We start from the raw sequence: 17,992 nt of genomic DNA, 5'->3' as shown, positions 1-17,992 counted from the left end.
AAAAATGAATATGAACAGGCAGATCCAAAAGTTATACTCCAAAGCAGGCAAGTCAGAACGTTTAATTATCGGATTGATGAGTGGAACTTCTATGGATGGCCTGGATATTGCCCTGTGTTCGGTTAAAAAAAGCGGTGCAGAAACTGATGTCAGGCTTTTAAAATTTAAAACCGGCGATTATACAGCAGATTTCAGGGCAAAAATAAAGGCGATTTTTTCTAAAAAAGAGGTCGATTTACAATTGGTTTGCCTGATGAATGAGCACATTGCAAATGTTCATGCTCAACTGATCAATGAAGCCTTAAAAGAATGGGGATATAAGAACGGGGATATAGATTTTATTGCCAGCCACGGACAAACCATTTTCCACGCACCAAAATCTTTGCACCAGTTGGCTGACTATCCTAATGGCACATTACAGATTGGTGATGGAGACCATATTGCGGTTAAAACAGGGATTATTACCCTTTCTGATTTTCGGCAGAAACATTTGGCAGCGGGCGGCGAAGGCGCTCCTTTAGCTGTATATGGCGATTACTTAATGTTTTCGGAGGCTGGCGAGAACCGGGTAATGTTGAATATTGGTGGTATCGCAAATTTCACTTACTTACCGGCAAATATGGAGGCCAGCGAAGTTTTTTCGACGGATGTGGGGCCTGGCAATACCCTGATGGACCAGTACATGCAAAAGTATTTTAACCGGTTTTATGACAAAGATGCTGCGGTTGCATTGAATGGCCATTCGAATTCCAAACTCCTGTCGGCTTTGCTGGAATGCGATTTTTTTGACCTGGATTTCCCTAAAACCACAGGGCCGGAACTATTTAACCTGGAATATTTAACTAAGGCTCAGGAAAAATCTTCAACCACAAACCTCAGCAAAGAGGAGGTAATGGCTACTCTATGCCATTTTTCGGCAGAAACCATTGTACATGCGATAAAACGTTGTTTTGGGGATGAGGCTAAAGCACAGGTTTTTATGAGTGGTGGCGGTATGCACAATCCGTTGCTTGTTCAGCTGCTCCGAACCAGGCTGCCTTTGTGCAGATTCCTTACCACTGACGATTTAAACATTAATCCTGATGCAAAAGAGGCTGTTTTATTTGCGGTTTTGGCGAATGAGACCTTATGCGGAGAACCGATCGATTTTGGCAACCGGCAAGGTGTGCCTTCTGTTTGCATGGGAAAAATTAGCTTGCCGGAGTAAATCTCGAATCCGGAATGAAGCATTAATTTCAACTTTATAAGCTTTCAATATTCTTTGTGCGGTATTTTGTTAAATTTGTTTTAACACTAAGCTTCTAACACAAAACCAAATTTTATGGAAAAAAGTTACCTCAAATGGTCGACAGGATTTTTTGCAATTTTGTTGATCCCATTTCTGTTGCTCCTGTTTTCGGGAACGGTACAGGCACAGAACAAGCGTTATAACATTAGCGGAAAAGTGACCGATGCCGCCAATAACGAAGCTATTCCGGGCGTTGTGGTTAAAATCCTCAACACGAGTTTAGCAACCAGTACCAATAGTAACGGAGGCTATACCTTTGCGGTTGATCTGATCCCGGGTAAATACCAGGTCCAGTTTTCTTACGTGGGTTACAAAAGTAAAGTACAGGCTCTTGATCTTGGCAGCAGCGATCAGGTGGCTTTAAGTGCTGCCCTAAATGCCGATGCTGTTGGATTGGATGAGGTAATTGTTACCGGAACATCGCAGGGCACCACGAGGAAAGAACTGGGAAGTTATGTGAGCACCGTTAAAGGCGACGACCTGAATAAGGCACCGAGCGGCAACGTACTCTCCTCGCTGCAGGGTAAAACCGCCGGTGCACAGATCAGTCAGAATTCGGGCGATCCTGCTGGTGGTTTGTCGGTTCGTTTAAGGGGAATCAGTTCGGTAAACTCATCATCAGAGCCACTTTACATTATTGATGGGGTAATCGTAAACAATTCGACCACAAGGGTTACCAATACCTCATCCAACTACGATAATGTTAATAATGGTACCCAGGTTGGCAGTATCGGCCAAAATAGAATGGTGGATATTAATCCGGCAGATATTGAACGGATCGAGGTTTTAAACGGAGCAGCCGCTGCGGCCATTTACGGTTCGAGGGCAAATTCTGGGGTAATCCAGATTTTTACCAAAAAAGGAGTAAGCGGTGCAGCACAGGTTAATTTTAGCACCAGCTTAATTTTAAGTCATTTACGTAAGGAGATCGAAGTTAACCAATCGCCGGTGAAATTTGGAGGGTCGGTTAATTCTTTCACACAGGACGTGATCCAAACCGCAGGCGATCCACCGGCTTTGCTCACCAATACTACACCGGTAACCCGTTACAACTACCAGGATTATATCTTCCGGCCGGCTACAGGTACCGATAATACCATTTCTGTTTCAGGTGGTAACGAAAACACAAAATATTATACCTCAGCGGCTTATTTCAGTAACCAGGGGATTATTAAAAATACCGACTTTACACGCTACAATTTCAGGGCAAATATCGATCAGAAAATTACCGAATGGGCAAAACTGAGTGCCGGGTTAAATTATATCCGCAGTTCTGCCAACGAAAAGCCGGATGGAAACTCATTCTTCTCCCCAATGAACTCGGTAACCATCATTGGTAACTTTCACGATATTTTTGCACGGGATGCTAATGGTAATTTACTCGCAGTGGGCGAGCGCGGCAGGGTAAACCCGGTTTCGGTTATCGAAGATATTAAACAGCGACAGGAAACCAACCGCATTATTGCCAATGCCAATTTAAAGTTATACCCGGTAAAAAACCTGACATTAGACTTTACTTTGGGTGTTGATAACTCGGGTCAGAGTGGTTCAACTTATATCCCTCCATTTGCCTATAATGTAAATCCCGATTTTTATGGAGGTGGGGCTGCTTTAGACGGCACACTGAACGGCTATGCCAGTGCGGCAACAAACAATGCCTTCCAGTTTAACAACGAGTTTAATGCCACTTACCAGGCAAAAATATCGCCTTTGATTTCATCAACAACACAGCTGGGTTATTCGTTCCAGTATGAAAAAACCAGGTATCAACTCGTGAACGGAAGGGGGTTGGCACCATTGATCGAAACGGTAAATGCGGCTGCAACACAATTGCCAAGTATTGATGGCCGTACCGAACTTTCGGTTAGCGGGGGCTATATTCAACAGAACTTTAAATACAAAGATCATTTGTTTGTTACCGGAGCCTTGCGGGTAGATCAGTCTTCTGTTTTTGGAGCAGCCAACCGTACACAGGAATATTTAAAGGGAAGTGTAAGTTATGTGCTTTCTTCAGCCGATTACTGGAAAAAATTAGGTGTTTCCGGTTGGTGGGATGCTTTTAAAATCAGGGCAGCTTATGGCGAATCAGGCAATTTAACCGGTATCGGGGCTTACGACAGGATTAATGCTTATTCTACACAATCGTTTCTGGGCAGGGCCTCGCTTTTTTCAAGCGCTACCTTAGCAAACGAAAATGTTAAACCCGAGCGCCAGCGCGAACTGGAGCTGGGAACTGACCTGTCATTCTTTAAAAACAGGCTGGGCCTGCAGTTTAACTGGTACAATAAGAAAGTTAGCGATCTGCTGATTGCCAGTGTACAGGCTCCATCAACCGGGTTTTCCAGCCTGCTCGATAATATTGGTTCGTTAAGGAACAAGGGTATTGAGCTGGTGCTGAACGGAACGCCTGTTAATGCTAAAGATTTTAAATGGAATACGGCGGTAGTGTTCAACAGAAACAGGAATAAGGCATTAAATGTAGGCGGTTTAAGACTGTTCAGTACAAACCCTGGTGCTCCAGTGGCCATTATTAATGGCGAAGCGATCGGTGTTTTCTACGGAACTTTTTTTGCCCGGAACCCAGATGGCAGTTTGTTAACCAACGCCGCCGGTATCCCTCAGATAGAGAAAGGAATTCAGAACTCTGCTACTACCTTTACGCCGCAGCGCGATGCGAACGGCATGCCAACAGGAACCACGCTGCGTAAAGTAATCGGTAATCCGAATCCGGATTATAACATGTCGTTTGTGAACGATTTTACCTATAAAAAACTAAGTTTACATGTACAGTTTGATGCCGTTCAGGGCGGTGATGTCTGGAATGCCGACTGGCGTACCCGCCAGGGTGTTGGAAATGGTAAGGTGGCCGAGCAGGAGCAGATGGGGCAGCTGCCAAGGGGTTATGTGGCAGGAGTTTACGCTATTGAAGAATGGCGGATAGATGATGGATCTTTTGTTAAGCTAAGGGAGATTTCGTTAAGCTACAATGTGGGTAAACTCAAATTTTTAAGGGATCTTACCGTGTCGGTAAGCGGAAGGAACCTCTTCTCGTGGGATAATTACAAAGGCTACGACCCGGAATTAAATTCGGGTGGACAATCGACCATCCTGAGGAACATAGATTTTGGTTCGGTGCCTATTCCTCGCACTTTTAGTTTGGGTTTGCAAGTTAAATTATAATCGCTAAAGAAATTTTTATGAAAATTTTAAGAAATCATATTTCGGCAAAAATAGTCTCATTCGCATTTTTGTTAACACTGTGCTTAGCGTCGTGTACGAAAGAATATCAGGATCCATCACGGGCAAAAACCGATGTGGCTTTAGGTTCGCAGCAGGGCTTAACTGCCGTGGCCATTGGTTTGCAACGCGTATATAGCCTGAGCAGAACGGGGGTAATGTTCACTTCTATAGCCGCAAATGGCTTTGTGACCAACGAATTTAGATTGCTCAATTCCGGAAACATCCCTGAATTACAGCTGAGTACAGGGGGCAGTGCGGTTGACGGGACAAATACCATTTTGTTTAACCTTTGGGCAAGCGCCAATAAGATTGTGTACGATGCAGACCTGGTAATCAGCAATGCCAATAATTTGGGAGATAAAGGCTACGCAGCAGGATTGATCGCTTATTCGAGTATATTTAAAGCCCTTGCAATCGGCAATATGGCACAATACTGGGAAAAAATTCCTGATGGCACAGGGAAAAACGTGGCCTACATTACACGTGCTGCAGGATTTGCCAAAGCTATTGCCGTTTTGGATAATGCCCTGACCGTTATTGCTGCCAATCCAATTTCGGCCAGCTTTTTAAGCAATGTGCCTGCCGATGTAAGTATTGTAAATACCATACATGCACTAAAGGCAAGGTACGCACTGTTTTCTGGCAATTACACACTGGCTTTAACGGAGGCAAATGCTGTTGACTTAACCAAGGCATCGTTTTTTAAGTTCGATACGACTTCGCCTAACATCCTGTTCAGCATTATTTCATCCAATAATGTTTTTCAGCCTGTAAATGCAAACCTGGGGCTTACGGGGGCAAATGTTCCCGATGCGGCCGATAAAAGGATCCCTTTTTATACCTTAATGGCAGGCAATCCGGCTACCCTGCGTATGAATGGTTTTGCGGCCGCAACGGCAAGCCCGTTTCCGATTTACCTGCCCGGCGAGATCATTTTAATTAAGGCAGAAGTGCTGGCCCGCCAACCCGATCTAACCAATTCGCTTATTGAGCTGAACAAAGTGGTAACCAAAACCTCCGATCTTTTTGGGGTAGCGGCGGCATTACCGCCATTGGTTGGCCCTTATACGCAACAACAGTTGCTCGATCTGATTTACAAACACCGCTCGATTGAGCTATATGCATCAGGTTTAAAAATTGAGGATATGAGGAGGTTTAACCAGCCAATAACCGACCGGAAACGGAACTTTTTCCCTTATCCTTTCCAGGAACGTGATAACAACACCAATACGCCTGCCGATCCAACATTTTAGCAGGTTGATAAAAACGGTTCCGGAAATTTTCGGAACTGTTTTTTATGGTGTTTGCCAATATAATCCTACCGGATTATAAAATATTCAGCTCCTTTTCGCGGTAGCGCGAAAGCGATTCGTGTTCTGCATCCAGCTCAGTAATCAGGTAGCTGATGCTTTCTATCGGGCAAACCCTTAACCGTAGAGCGATATCCAATTTCTCGGAAATGCAAAGTACCGCTGTTTTTTTTGCACAGGCCAGCATGGCCTTTTTAAGCTGGTTAATTTCCCAATAGGTATCTGTCAGGCCTTCGTCCGGGTGGATTGCACTGGTGCCCATCAGGCATAAATCGGCCTTTATTTCCGATAGCTGCGTAATTACCTGTCCGCCATAGGTAACCTGTGAGTTTTTGGAGAATAACCCGCCGATCAAAATCACTTCAATATTGTTGTATTTGGCCAGTTCTACAGCCACCAACGGGCTAATGGTAAAAAAAGTGGCCGATAACCCCTGTGGAAGCCGCTTTACAAATTCCAGAATCGTTGTTCCGCCGCCCGTTAAAACCACCATGCCATCTTTTATCAGCCGGACAGCTTTTTTACCAATAGCAATTTTGCTATCGCGGGCATACACCGTACTATCATCAAAAGAACTGTGATACGATTTGGATAAAGCACCTCCATGTACCTTGTATAAAAGGTTTTCATCAACGAGTTCCTGTAAATCCCTTCGAATGGTATCTTCTGAGACGTTGAGTAGCTGCACGAGGTCTGACGTTAATACACGGTTGTGTAAATTGATCTGCCGCATAATGAAGTCATGGCGTTCTTTTTTCAGCATAAGATGTTTGGTTTTAAGCTAAAGTATAAAAGATTTTTAGATTTTTTAAATTTTGCGTGTTTTTGCGTGTTGTTGCAATAAAATATTGTTTGCCAGGAGAATAAAATTGTCTTTATTTGTTTTTATTGTCAAATTTATTCAGCATATTTACCTAACCAACAACAAAACTGCGTGAATTTGCGTGTTTTGGCTGTCCAGAAACAAACAACAACCTGTAACTAAATTCTTACTGACTAATTATGATGAAAAAACTACTTTTTAGTTTTATCGGTATCATGCTGTCTGCCCAAATTTTTGCCCAGCAGATAACTGTTACCGGTAAAGTCAGCGCTGCTGACGGGCCCGTTCCCGGTGTCTCCATCCGGGTAAAGGGAAGTACCACAGTCTCACAAAGTAACAACAGCGGAAGTTATTCCATCCGGGCATCAAAAAACGATGTACTGGTATTTTCGTATGTAGGTTATAAAACTGTTGAGCGGCCTGTAGGCGCTAATACAGTTATTAATGTTACCCTTCAGGCCGATGCCAGTACACTTAACGAGGTGGTGGTAACTGCTTACGGGATTGACCGTGACGTTAAATCGCTGGGTTATTCTACTCCAAAAGTTTCGGGAGCAGAAGTGGCAGAAACACAGCGGAACGATTTTTTTGGTGGCCTTCAGGGGCGGGTTCCGGGTTTATCGATCAACAGTACCAACGGAAACCCGGGCGCTTCTGCACAGATTGTATTACGCGGCTTTGTATCGATTAGTGGCGATAACAATGCATTGATTGTGGTAGATGGTGTTCCGATCAATAACAGTACATTAAACCAGACCAGGGAGCTGGTAACAGGTGCAGCAAACAGAGATCAGGATTATTCGAACAGGGGGATGGATATCAATCCCAACGATATTGAAAGTTATGTGATTATGAAAGGCCCGGAAGCTACCGCTTTATACGGAAGTGCAGGTGCCAGTGGAGCCATTTTAATTACAACAAAAAAAGGTAAAGCCGGACGGGGGAGTATTAATTACAGTAACTCGTTTAGGATAGAGCAGTTGAATAAATTTCCGGAAATACAGACCAAGTACAATACCGGTGCTTCTAATGGTGTTTACGATGGCGGTTCATCTAACTTTTTTGGCCCTGCATTTCTGCCAAATACACCGCTTTACGATAACATTCACAATTTTTTTGAAACGGGTTTTACGCAAAAACACAATTTATCATTTGAGGGCGGAACCGATAAATTCTCTTACCGGTGGTCTAATGAATATACCGATACGAAAGGAACGATTCCTACCACGCGTTATACCAGGATTTCCTCGAGGGTAACCGCGGTTGGTACCATTTCGCCGGTTTTAAAGCTCACCACTACCTTCAATTACATCAATTCCAATAACGATAAAGCCAATAAGGGAACAAATGGCACGCTGCTTCAATTGATGCGTTTTAGTTCTGCCTATAACGTTAAGGATTATGAGGACGCCAATGGAAACCGGATTTTACACCTGGCCAGTATTTATTCGGAGTTCGATAACCCCCTTTGGGATGTAGTTAAAAACGTAAATAACGATAAAGTTAACCGTATAATTGCCAATACAAACGTGGAACTAACGCCTTTAAAATGGCTGCGTATTAATGGTATCGTCGGGGCTGATGTTGCCAGTACCAAGGGGCTATCGGTATATCATGCGCAATCTTACCGCGGTTCAGGGTCGGCTGCCGCCCCAACAGGTGGTACTGTAATGACTTACGGCCAGCTGGCCAAAGTATTTAACGGCTCCTTAACCGCTACGGCTAAACATAAATTTGGCGATTTTAATAATACTTATGTAATTGGAGCAACATTTAATGATTACAATTCCACTACTGATTCTCAGCGCGGAACGAATATGTATGATCCCAATTTTTACAGCATCAACAATACCTTGCCTTCTACACAGCGCACCTTAACCTATGTAAACCGTTACCGTACGGTAGGTGCTTTTGCCCAGGCCATTTTGGGTTATAAAACTTTATTGTACCTGACGTTATCGGGCAGGGTCGACGGTGCCTCGCGCCTGATGCCTAATAATCCGTATTTTGCCTATCCGTCAGCCAGTTTGGCTTTTAATTTTACCGATCTGGCCGGTGTTAAAAAAGCTTTGCCCTGGTTGGATTATGGTAAGTTAAGGGCTTCTTATGCTTTAACGGGTAAAGAACCGTGGAGAGAGTATTCTACCGGAACCAACTACGAGGCCAAAAGATTTACAGGGGGTGGTTATGCCTATTCGTACTATGGGGGTAACCCGGATTTAAAACCAGAGGTATCAGAAAATTTTGAGATCGGTACCGAGATGCAGTTCCTCAAAAACCGCATTGGGCTGGATTTTAACTATTACAACCTGTTGAGTAAAGACCAGATCATTAATCCACGTTTAAGTTATGGTACAGGTTTCGTTTTAGAAATGATGAATGGTGGTACGGTACGTAACCGTGGTATCGAGGTGCAATTAACCGGTAACCCGATCAAAGGAAAAGACTTTAGCTGGAACACTACTTTAAATTTTACCCGTAACCGTGGGGTAGTATTATCGCTGGCCAATCAACTTCCTGAGCTTTACGAATCGGATACCTGGATAGTTGGCGACGTTAGGAGTGCAGTTCATCCGGGGTACAGTACAGGAGCAATCAGCGGGACCAGGTTTGCCCGGAATGATAGGGGCGATATTCTGATCAATCCATCATCAGGTTTGCCATCAGTTACCGATACCCAATTTTATCCTATCGGCGACAGGAATCCGAAATTCACTTTAGGTTTTGTAAACAGGTTTAGTTATAAGGGTTTTAACCTTTCTTTCTTATGGGATTTCAGGTATGGTGGCGATGTGGTTAACGGTACCGAATATGAATCATACCGAAAAGGAATCAGTTTAAAAACATTGGATAGGGAAGTGCCGAGGATTATTACCGGTGTGCTGAACGATGGTTTGCAGAATACGGCAAATCCAACGGTTAATACGATTGCTGTAACGCCTTATTATGCTTCTAACTACTATTCTTTAAATGTTGCTCCAGAAATGTTTGTAGAAAAGAACATTAATACGCTTCGTTTAAGAGATGTTACTTTGGCTTACGATTTTCCGCCATCATTGGTTAAACGTATCGGTTTTATCCAAAGCTTTGGAGCCTTTTTTACGGTGACCGATTCTGTTTTGATTACCAATTATTCTGGTGGCGATCCGGAGAGTAACTCGAACTCGCCGGGTGTAGGCGGTATTGGTGGTTATGGTATCGATTACGGTAACGTAGGTAAACCAATCGGTTTCAATTTAGGATTTAGGGTTAAATTATAGCGAATAACATGAAAAGATTATATAAACTATATATTGCTGCAGCAATATTATTAATGGCAGGGGGCTGTAAAAAATACCTCGACATCAATACCAATCCTGCCGTGCCTCAAACCAGTAAGGCAGAGTTGTTGCTTCCGCCGATTTTATTTCAGATGACGAATGGAACTTCGCAGGATTACCGTTTGCTTTGGAAGTTTACGCAGAATATGATCGGTGCCTCTACCGATATTGCTTCACTTTATCCTGAAAAGCACTCTTTTGTGTCCAACAGTGATAACGGGGGCGTAATTTGGAGGATGACTTATGTCGATCTGGGTTTGAACCTGGAGAATTTGATTAATGATGCCGTAACCAATCAAAAATACGAATATGCTGCTATAGGTTATGCCATTAAAGCCTGGGCCTATCAGCAAACAACAGATCTGCATGGTCCGATTATTTTGGATGAGGCCTTTACACCTGGCTTGTTAAAATTTCCTTACCATGATCAGCCGGAGGTGTATGCAAAGGTGCGTTTCTATTGCGAACAATCGCTAAAATATTCAACCATGAAAAGTCCGCTTAACTATGCTACGCAATTGGCCAGTGTTACCGGTGACGGCATTTACAAGGGGGATATGGCGAAGTGGAGAAAATTCATATATGCCATTTATGCTTTGCAATATAGCCATTTAATCAATAAACCGGAGTTTAAAACCAGGTATGCGGATAGTGTGGTAAAATACACCAACTTATCTTTTGCTAACGAGGCCGAATCGGCAACGGTTTATTTTTCGGCGGCAAGTCAGGATGATACCAATCCTTTTGGGCCAACTTTGGGATATATTAACACTTCAGGTACAACTTCTACCTATTATGGAAGAATTTCGACTACCATCTTAAATTATCTTGCCGGTGGAGTAAAGGGAACACCTGCAGTTAATCCAACAAGTTCGCTCGATCCGCGTTTAAGCAGAATGTTGCCTGCAAGTACGGCAACGGCTACTTTGGGCAGGTACATTGCCGGGGTTCCCACCCAGGGCAGCAGTACATCGGGTCTTCCGATCGTTTTCGGGTCAATTCCCACAGGTGCTACTATCTATAATGGAAAATATATTTTTGCCGATGCAGCCAGGTACCCGATTATGACCTATTCGCAATTACAGTTTGCAAAAGCTGAAGCCTTGTTTTTGCAGGGAAAAACAGCAGAAGCTTATACTGCATATAAAGCGGGTATATCCGGGCATATGGTTTTTTGCAATACGTATGGCCGTTCTTCGAAAACCCCCGATCCGCTGATTACCGATGCTGAGATCAATGCTTACCTGGCTTCTACAGAAGTGGCACAAAGCGAAGCAACCTTAACCCTGGCCGATATTATGGGGCAAAAATACATTGCACAATGGGGCTGGGCCGGTTTAGAGCAGTGGACCGACCTTCGGAAATACCATTACGACGCAAATGTTTTCAGGCAGTTTTATCAGATTCCTACGGCAGATCTTCTATTGGGCGGTAAATATGCTTACCGTTTCAGGCCCCGCTATAATTCCGAGTACGTATGGAATGCCGAGGAGCTCCGGAAGTGGGGAGGTTTAGAACCCGATTATATGACTAAAGAAACCTGGTTCAGCCAGCCATAATTTTATTAATTTAAAAATATCAAAATGAAAATATTTTCTTATTTAGTTGTGGGTCTGTTTATTGCATCGGCATTAACAGGTTGCACCAAAAATGTACTCGATTATGGTGAAACTGAAAAGCTAACCAGCGATCAGGCTTTGTTGAAAATAAATTATGCGTCCTATTATTACAACAATAGAGCAATAGCCATTAAAATTAACGATAAAAGGGTAAGTAATGTGATTACCGCCCGCACCCCCTTTCCTGGTGGCGGGTACAACACCGGGGGGAGTTCTACTGCCGATTTTCTTTCGGTAACCCCCGGGAATTTGAAACTCTCCATTATTCTTCCAAAAAAGAAAGATGACGGAACGGATTCGCTGGTGCTTTACAGCACCACTTTCCAAATCCAGGCAGGCAAAAACTATGTTGCCCACATTACCGATACTGCTGCCTTTACCAAAAATGTGCTAACCGAAGAGAGTTTCGTTAGGCCAGATACGGCTTATTGTAAATACAGGTTTATTAACCTGATGCCCAATGTTCCGTCGGTAGATCTGTATTATGGAACCAGTGCTACTGATAATACGAAAGATTCGCTAATAGCAGGTAATGTGAATTATTTGAATATTACCAATGAGATTAAATTAAGGTCGGCACAATCAAAAACCTGGAAAATCAGGCCGGCTGGAGCAGCGATAACAACCGCAACTGTTTTGGCCAACTACACCAGTGCAAGCACGTTTTTAAATCAGAGGGTATATACCATTTTTGCCAGTGGCTATAGCGGTATTACCACTGCGCCACGGAGGCCATATGTATCTTTCTTTCTGATCAGATAATTTTTGTCTCTTTTGTTTTAGTTAAGCCGCCACTCGTTTAGTGGCGGTTTTTTTTTATTAAAAATTTACTGCATTAAAATAAGATTAGAGCCTATTTAATTGCGCTTTTGTGCGGCTTTTTGCATTAATATCAAACTAATTACAATATTAACTGCTTAAAAATTTGTAAATAAGTGGAAAACAATTATGATATTTACTTAAAATCCAGATATATGCGGTATTGTGCGTGTTTATGGATCCAAACTAACAACAAAAGTCATTAACTAGTGTTTATGAAAAAAAAATTACTATTGATCTTTCTTGGTGTATTTTTGCTGCTGGGCCATGCCATTGCGCAACAAACCACCATTACAGGTAAGGTTACATCAGAAGATGGACCCGTACCAGGAGTTTCTGTGAGGGTTAAGGGCAGCACTACTGTTGCACAAACCAACGCTGACGGGAGCTACTCCATTAGTGCTGCAAACGGCAGTATACTGGTATTTTCGTATATTGGTTATATCACCATCGAAAGAACAGTGGGTACTGCCAAAACCATCAATGTGACCCTAAAAACCGATGCACAGGGGTTGGATGATGTAGTGGTGGTGGGATATGGAACCCAGCGCAAGGGCAATCTTACAGGTGCAGTTTCTACCATTGATGTGAAAAAGACCTTGGAAGGAAGGCCAATTGCCGATGTAGGCAGGGCACTTCAGGGAGCAGCATCGGGTTTAAGCGTAACCGTTCCAAGTGGCGAAATCGGTTCTGATCCGGTCATCAAAATCAGGGGGCAACTGGCCTCCTTTGCCGGTGGAAGTGCTCCGTTAATTCTGGTGGACAATGTCGAAATTCCGAGCATCCAATTGGTGAACCCTAATGATATTGCTTCGATCACGATTTTGAAAGATGCGGCGGCTTCTTCAATTTATGGAGCTAAGGCTGCTTTTGGTGTGGTATTAATCACTACTAAACAAGGTTCGGGTTCCGATAAGCCGTCCATCAATTATTCAAATAACTTTTCATTCCAAAACGTTTGGAAAGATTTAAAAATGGCTGATGTGAATGGTTTGAAATATACGGTTGATGCTGCTGAGCGTGTAGGCATAACCACCCCGGTTGGTGCATTTTATTATGTAGACCGGGCAAGCTATGAAAAGGCAGTGGCCTGGAAAGAAAAATATGGTGGTACAATCGGCCCGGATGATCCTACCGTATTCGGAAGGGACTGGTATGTGCAGGGTGCTAACCTTAAAATGGGGGTGAGGACTTACGACCCTTACGATTATATGATCAAAGAATGGGCGCCTACACAACAACATAACCTGTCAGTTGGTGGTACAAGCGGGAAAACATCGTATAACATAGGGCTAGGCCTGCTTGATCAGAGTGGCATGTTAAAGCCGGCTAAGGAAGACCGTTTTACACGTTATAATGCTTCGTTTAAAATCTCAAGCGAAATTAATAAGTATCTTACCATCCGTGGTGGTGCACTTTATTCCAGAAGAAATAAACAGTATGCCTATACCACCAGTTCTACTACTGCCGATCCATGGTTGTATTTATACCGGTGGAGCTCGTTGTATCCTCTTGGCAGGGATGAAAACGGAGACATGATCCGCTCTCCCGAGAGCGAGGTAGCTTCAGCAAATACGGCCAACATTTTATTAAATTATGCCAACGTAAACTTAGGTACCACGGTTAATATCTTAAAAAACTGGAAGGTAGATTTTGATTATACCTTTACCAACCAGAACGAAGACTGGAAAAGACCAGGCACACGGTTTACCGCGAGAAACTCATGGGTAGCACCTAAAGCACGTTTAGATGCAAGTGGCGCACCTGTTTATGTAAACGATCAGGGGCAGGTGGTATCAAGTACAACTGCGGGCGCCATGGCTGCTTACGATTTATCATTGGATATGTACACTACACCCGGTTCGAGCCCCGATCATTATGCAAGATCTGCCACGAACTTTTTTAGCCATACCATTAATGCCTTTACCACTTATAACTTAAACCTGGAAGAAGGTCATGATTTTAAATTTATCTTAGGTTTAAACCGAGTAGCTTCTACTGCTGAGTCGCAGTTTGGGCAGATTACCAATCTGGCCGATATTTATAATCCGCAGTTTAGGTTTGGTACCGGTGTACAAACCGTAATTCCATCATCAGCGGTAATGGGTATTATCCCGGGCGGAATAGATATTGCAGGATCAGATAAAAAATGGGAGGCACAATTGGGTTATTTTGGCCGTATCAACTATGCCTATAAAAACAAATACCTTATCGAAGCTAATTTACGCTACGATGGTTCTTCAAAATTTCCTACTAACCTGCAGTGGAGATGGTTCCCTTCATTTTCTGCAGGCTGGGTAGCCAGTGAGGAGCGTTTTATGGCCTGGACTAAACCAATCTTAAATCAGTTAAAGTTCAGAGGTTCCTGGGGTTCGATCGGTGATCAGACAGTGCCGAACAACTTGTACATCCCAATCATGCCAAGCGGACAGTCGAGCTGGATTGGAGCAAATGGTGCCAAAGTGAATTTTGTAGGCACGCCAAATGCAATTCAGGGAGCTATTCAATGGCAGGATATTGTAACAACCAATTTAGGGATGGATGCAACCTTGTTAAACAATAAGATAAATGTTTCTCTTGATGTTTTCCAAAGAAATACCGACAATATGATTGTGCCTCAGGAGGGTATTCCTTTTACTTTTGGAGCAGGAGCACCACAAGGTAACTTTGGGGCGCTGCAAACCCGAGGATGGGAATTAACGTTAGACTTTAACCATAGGTTTAAAAATGGGTTGGGCATTAATTTCAAAGGAAATATTTCTGATGCTAAAACACGGTTAACCGCTTATGGCTCCGGAACACAGGTTACCGGCAATTACAATGGTAAGGATATCGGCGAAATCTGGGGATACCGTACAGACAGGTTATATCAAATGAGCGATTTCGAACTTGATGGTTCGGGCAAACCGATTTTAATAACCTTAACCAATGCCGAGAGTAAATTAAATGCCGGCAAGCAAGCTTATAAACTAAAGCCCGGTCCAAATGGTGAAAAACCGGTTTATCAGCCTTTTTTACAAAATGCGGCAACTTTTAGATTCGGTCCCGGTGATGTTAAATTCATCGATGTAAATGGCGATGGAGAAATCAGTAATGGCGATGGTACCCTGGCTAATCACGGCGATTTAGAAGTAATCGGAAATTCTAACCCAAGTTATGAGTATGGTTTTAGATTGGGTGCCGATTTTAAAGGCGTTGATATCAGTGCATTTTTTCAGGGGGTGGGAAGCCGCAAAATTTGGGGTGCCGGATTTTTAGCCATCCCGGGATTTAACTCAGCCGATGGTGCCATGCCAGAAGCCATTGCCGGCAATTATTGGACCCCGCAAACACCAGATGCGTTTTATCCTGCAGCTTACAACAATGCAGCCAGCGGAACCACCAATAACATGCAGGTTCAGGATCGTTACCTCTTAAATATGGCATATTTAAGATTGAAAAATTTAACCGTTGGTTATACCTTCCCGCAAATACTGACCAAAAAAGTGGGTATCACTTCGCTAAGGGTATATACTGCACTCGAGAATTTCTTCACCTGGGATCATTTAGGCGATTTGCCGATCGATCCGGAAAGTGTTAACGGGTATTCTGTATGGGATCAATCAAATTACAATAGCGGCCGTACAGGAACCGGAATTCCTGCTTTTAAAAGTGTCTCATTTGGTGTTCAGTTGAATTTTTAAAAATTAAGAAGATGAAATATTTTAAATACATATATGGCTTGCCGGTTATAGTCGCCCTATTTCTGGTATCTTGTAATAAAGACGTTTTAGACCGTACGCCGCAAACATCCTATATAGATGGGCAATACTGGCGTGGTGAGGATGATATCCGCATGTATGCCAATAGTTATTATACCAATTATTTTAATGGATATAACTCTGGTTTTGGTGTAGATTATGCACCGGTAAGGGGTTATACTTTCTCCGATGATTTAACAGGGAAAAATGCGCAGACCAGTTTTGAAAGCAGCGTGCCCACATCAAGAGGCTCTGTTTCTGAAGCTGCCGACTGGTTAGGTACCTATGCAGGCCCAACATGGGATTTCGCCTGGGTTAGAAAATCAAATGTAATGCTGGCCCGTTTAAACGACATTGCGAAGCCTAATATTACCGGCGAAGCCTATAACCACTGGACAGCCGTTGCCCGTTTTTTTAGGGGCTTTGAATATAGCCGGTTAGTTAGTGTTTTTGGTGATGTACCTTATTTTGATAAAGAAGTTCTGGATAGCGATCTGCCAACGTTATATAAAGACAGGGATCCAAGAGGGGTGGTAATGGATAAGGTATACGACGATTTTAAATATGTAATGGCCAACATGCGTGATAATGACGGGGCACAGTTTTTAAACAAATATATTGCCGCTGCATTTATCTCGAGGTTTATGTTATTTGAGGGAACTTATGAACATTACCATGGCTTAGATGCGGCAAGAGCCAAAAAATATTTAGAATTTGCCGTAGAAGCAGGCGATTATGTAATCAACAGCAATAAATATAATTTCAGCCGCGATTTTAAGTCGTTATTCTCAAGCGATAACTTAGCCGGCCACCCGGAAGTATTGCTTTACCGGACCTATGATGCTGCCTTAGCTGTTACACACAGTATTGGTTCGTATCAGAACGGAACCGAAGTAGTTGGCGTTGACGCCAACCTGGTTTTGATCAAATCTTTTCTTCTCAATGATGGAAAAGTGTGGCAAAATTCGTCGGTTGCAGGCGCTAATTCATTTACCATTGCCGATCTGGTAAAAACAAGGGATCCGCGTTTCGAAGCATCATTTTATGATAAAGCCCTGGTGCCGTCAGCAACTTTACTTTATGGTTTTAAATTTGCCTCAAGGGAAGCACTTACTTATATTGGAAAAACGTACCCTGCCGCCTGGGGCAGTAATACCAATACAAGTGATGCGCCAGTAATGCGTTTGGCCGAAGTGGTGTTAAACTGGATTGAAGCAAAAGCGGTATTGGCTCAGTATTATTCAGGCGCAGCCATCACGCAATCTGATCTGAATAAATCAATAAATGCCATAAGGAACCGTCCGCTTGATGCCGCTGCCGCTGCAAAAGGGGTGTTAAAAACAGCACCGCTAACGATAGGTGCTCTTCCGGTCGATCCCACTAAAGATGCCGATGTTCCTGATCTGATTTGGGAAATCCGCAGGGAACGTCGTATGGAGTTTGTATTTGAGCATACCCGTTTACTGGATTTAAAACGGTGGAAAAAACTTAATAATATGGATTTCAGTACCAATCCGGATTATTTCCTCGGGCCATGGGTAAATGTACAGGCTGAGGCACCAAGTTATTTAACAGCTGCAAATGCAACCGCAAGAAACGTTAAGGTGAAAAAAGCCGATGGTACCATTGTTACCTATGATGGTACGAATGCTGCGGCTATGGTTGGTTATTGGATGGTTACCAACGCTGCGAACAGGAATGCATTTACAGATAGAGCTTATTTGGCTCCTGTCGGACAGGCACAGATTATCCAATACCAGGAGAAAGGCTTTAAACTTACACAAACTACAGGTTGGTAGTTCTTTAGGTGTTTTATTTGGTATAACCTCCTCA

General features: G+C 43.2%; 9 protein-coding genes. 8 read left to right on the top strand and 1 reads right to left on the bottom strand.

What is annotated here, in order from left to right; all coding sequences use genetic code 11:
- Positions 1–10 precede the first annotated feature (10 nt).
- From GGQ60_RS16265 to GGQ60_RS16255, 3 genes are all read left to right on the top strand, one after another.
- On the top strand, positions 11–1,207 hold the full coding sequence (locus tag GGQ60_RS16265; protein ID WP_183766343.1) for an anhydro-N-acetylmuramic acid kinase: 1,197 nt from the start codon (positions 11–13) through the stop codon (positions 1,205–1,207).
- Positions 1,208–1,321: 114 nt separating this feature from the next.
- A complete protein-coding gene (locus GGQ60_RS16260; RefSeq protein ID WP_183766341.1) occupies positions 1,322–4,468 on the top strand; it encodes a SusC/RagA family TonB-linked outer membrane protein in 3,147 nt (1,048 codons plus the stop codon).
- Positions 4,469–4,485: 17 nt separating this feature from the next.
- Complete coding sequence (locus GGQ60_RS16255; RefSeq protein ID WP_183766339.1) at positions 4,486–5,781, top strand: RagB/SusD family nutrient uptake outer membrane protein; 1,296 nt, start codon at positions 4,486–4,488, stop codon at positions 5,779–5,781.
- A gap of 73 nt (positions 5,782–5,854) precedes the next feature.
- On the opposite strand, the gene GGQ60_RS16250 is transcribed toward GGQ60_RS16255, so the two are convergent.
- Positions 5,855–6,601: a DeoR/GlpR family DNA-binding transcription regulator gene (locus tag GGQ60_RS16250; protein WP_183766337.1), complete on the bottom strand. Its 747-nt coding sequence runs from the start codon at positions 6,599–6,601 to the stop codon at positions 5,855–5,857.
- A 239-nt stretch (positions 6,602–6,840) separates the two neighbouring features.
- On the opposite strand from GGQ60_RS16250, the gene GGQ60_RS16245 reads away from it, so the two are divergent.
- The 5 genes from GGQ60_RS16245 (at position 6,841) to GGQ60_RS16225 (ending at position 17,958) form a co-directional block, all read left to right on the top strand.
- Complete coding sequence (locus GGQ60_RS16245) at positions 6,841–9,921, top strand: SusC/RagA family TonB-linked outer membrane protein (RefSeq protein WP_183766335.1); 3,081 nt, start codon at positions 6,841–6,843, stop codon at positions 9,919–9,921.
- An 8-nt stretch (positions 9,922–9,929) separates the two neighbouring features.
- The gene (locus tag GGQ60_RS16240; protein WP_229685135.1) at positions 9,930–11,540 is read left to right on the top strand and encodes a SusD/RagB family nutrient-binding outer membrane lipoprotein; all 1,611 of its coding nucleotides are present in this window, start codon (positions 9,930–9,932) and stop codon (positions 11,538–11,540) included.
- A gap of 24 nt (positions 11,541–11,564) precedes the next feature.
- Complete coding sequence (locus GGQ60_RS16235; protein ID WP_167296035.1) at positions 11,565–12,362, top strand: DUF4397 domain-containing protein; 798 nt, start codon at positions 11,565–11,567, stop codon at positions 12,360–12,362.
- A gap of 272 nt (positions 12,363–12,634) precedes the next feature.
- On the top strand, positions 12,635–16,102 hold the full coding sequence (locus GGQ60_RS16230) for a SusC/RagA family TonB-linked outer membrane protein (protein ID WP_183766333.1): 3,468 nt from the start codon (positions 12,635–12,637) through the stop codon (positions 16,100–16,102).
- 11 nt (positions 16,103–16,113) lie between these two features.
- A complete protein-coding gene (locus tag GGQ60_RS16225) occupies positions 16,114–17,958 on the top strand; it encodes a RagB/SusD family nutrient uptake outer membrane protein (RefSeq protein ID WP_183766331.1) in 1,845 nt (614 codons plus the stop codon).
- Positions 17,959–17,992 lie beyond the last annotated feature (34 nt).

This window comes from Pedobacter zeae, from assembly GCF_014196715.1.
Taxonomy (GTDB): Bacteria; Bacteroidota; Bacteroidia; order Sphingobacteriales; family Sphingobacteriaceae; genus Pedobacter; species Pedobacter zeae.
This window is presented reverse-complemented; position numbering and strand designations above follow the sequence as displayed.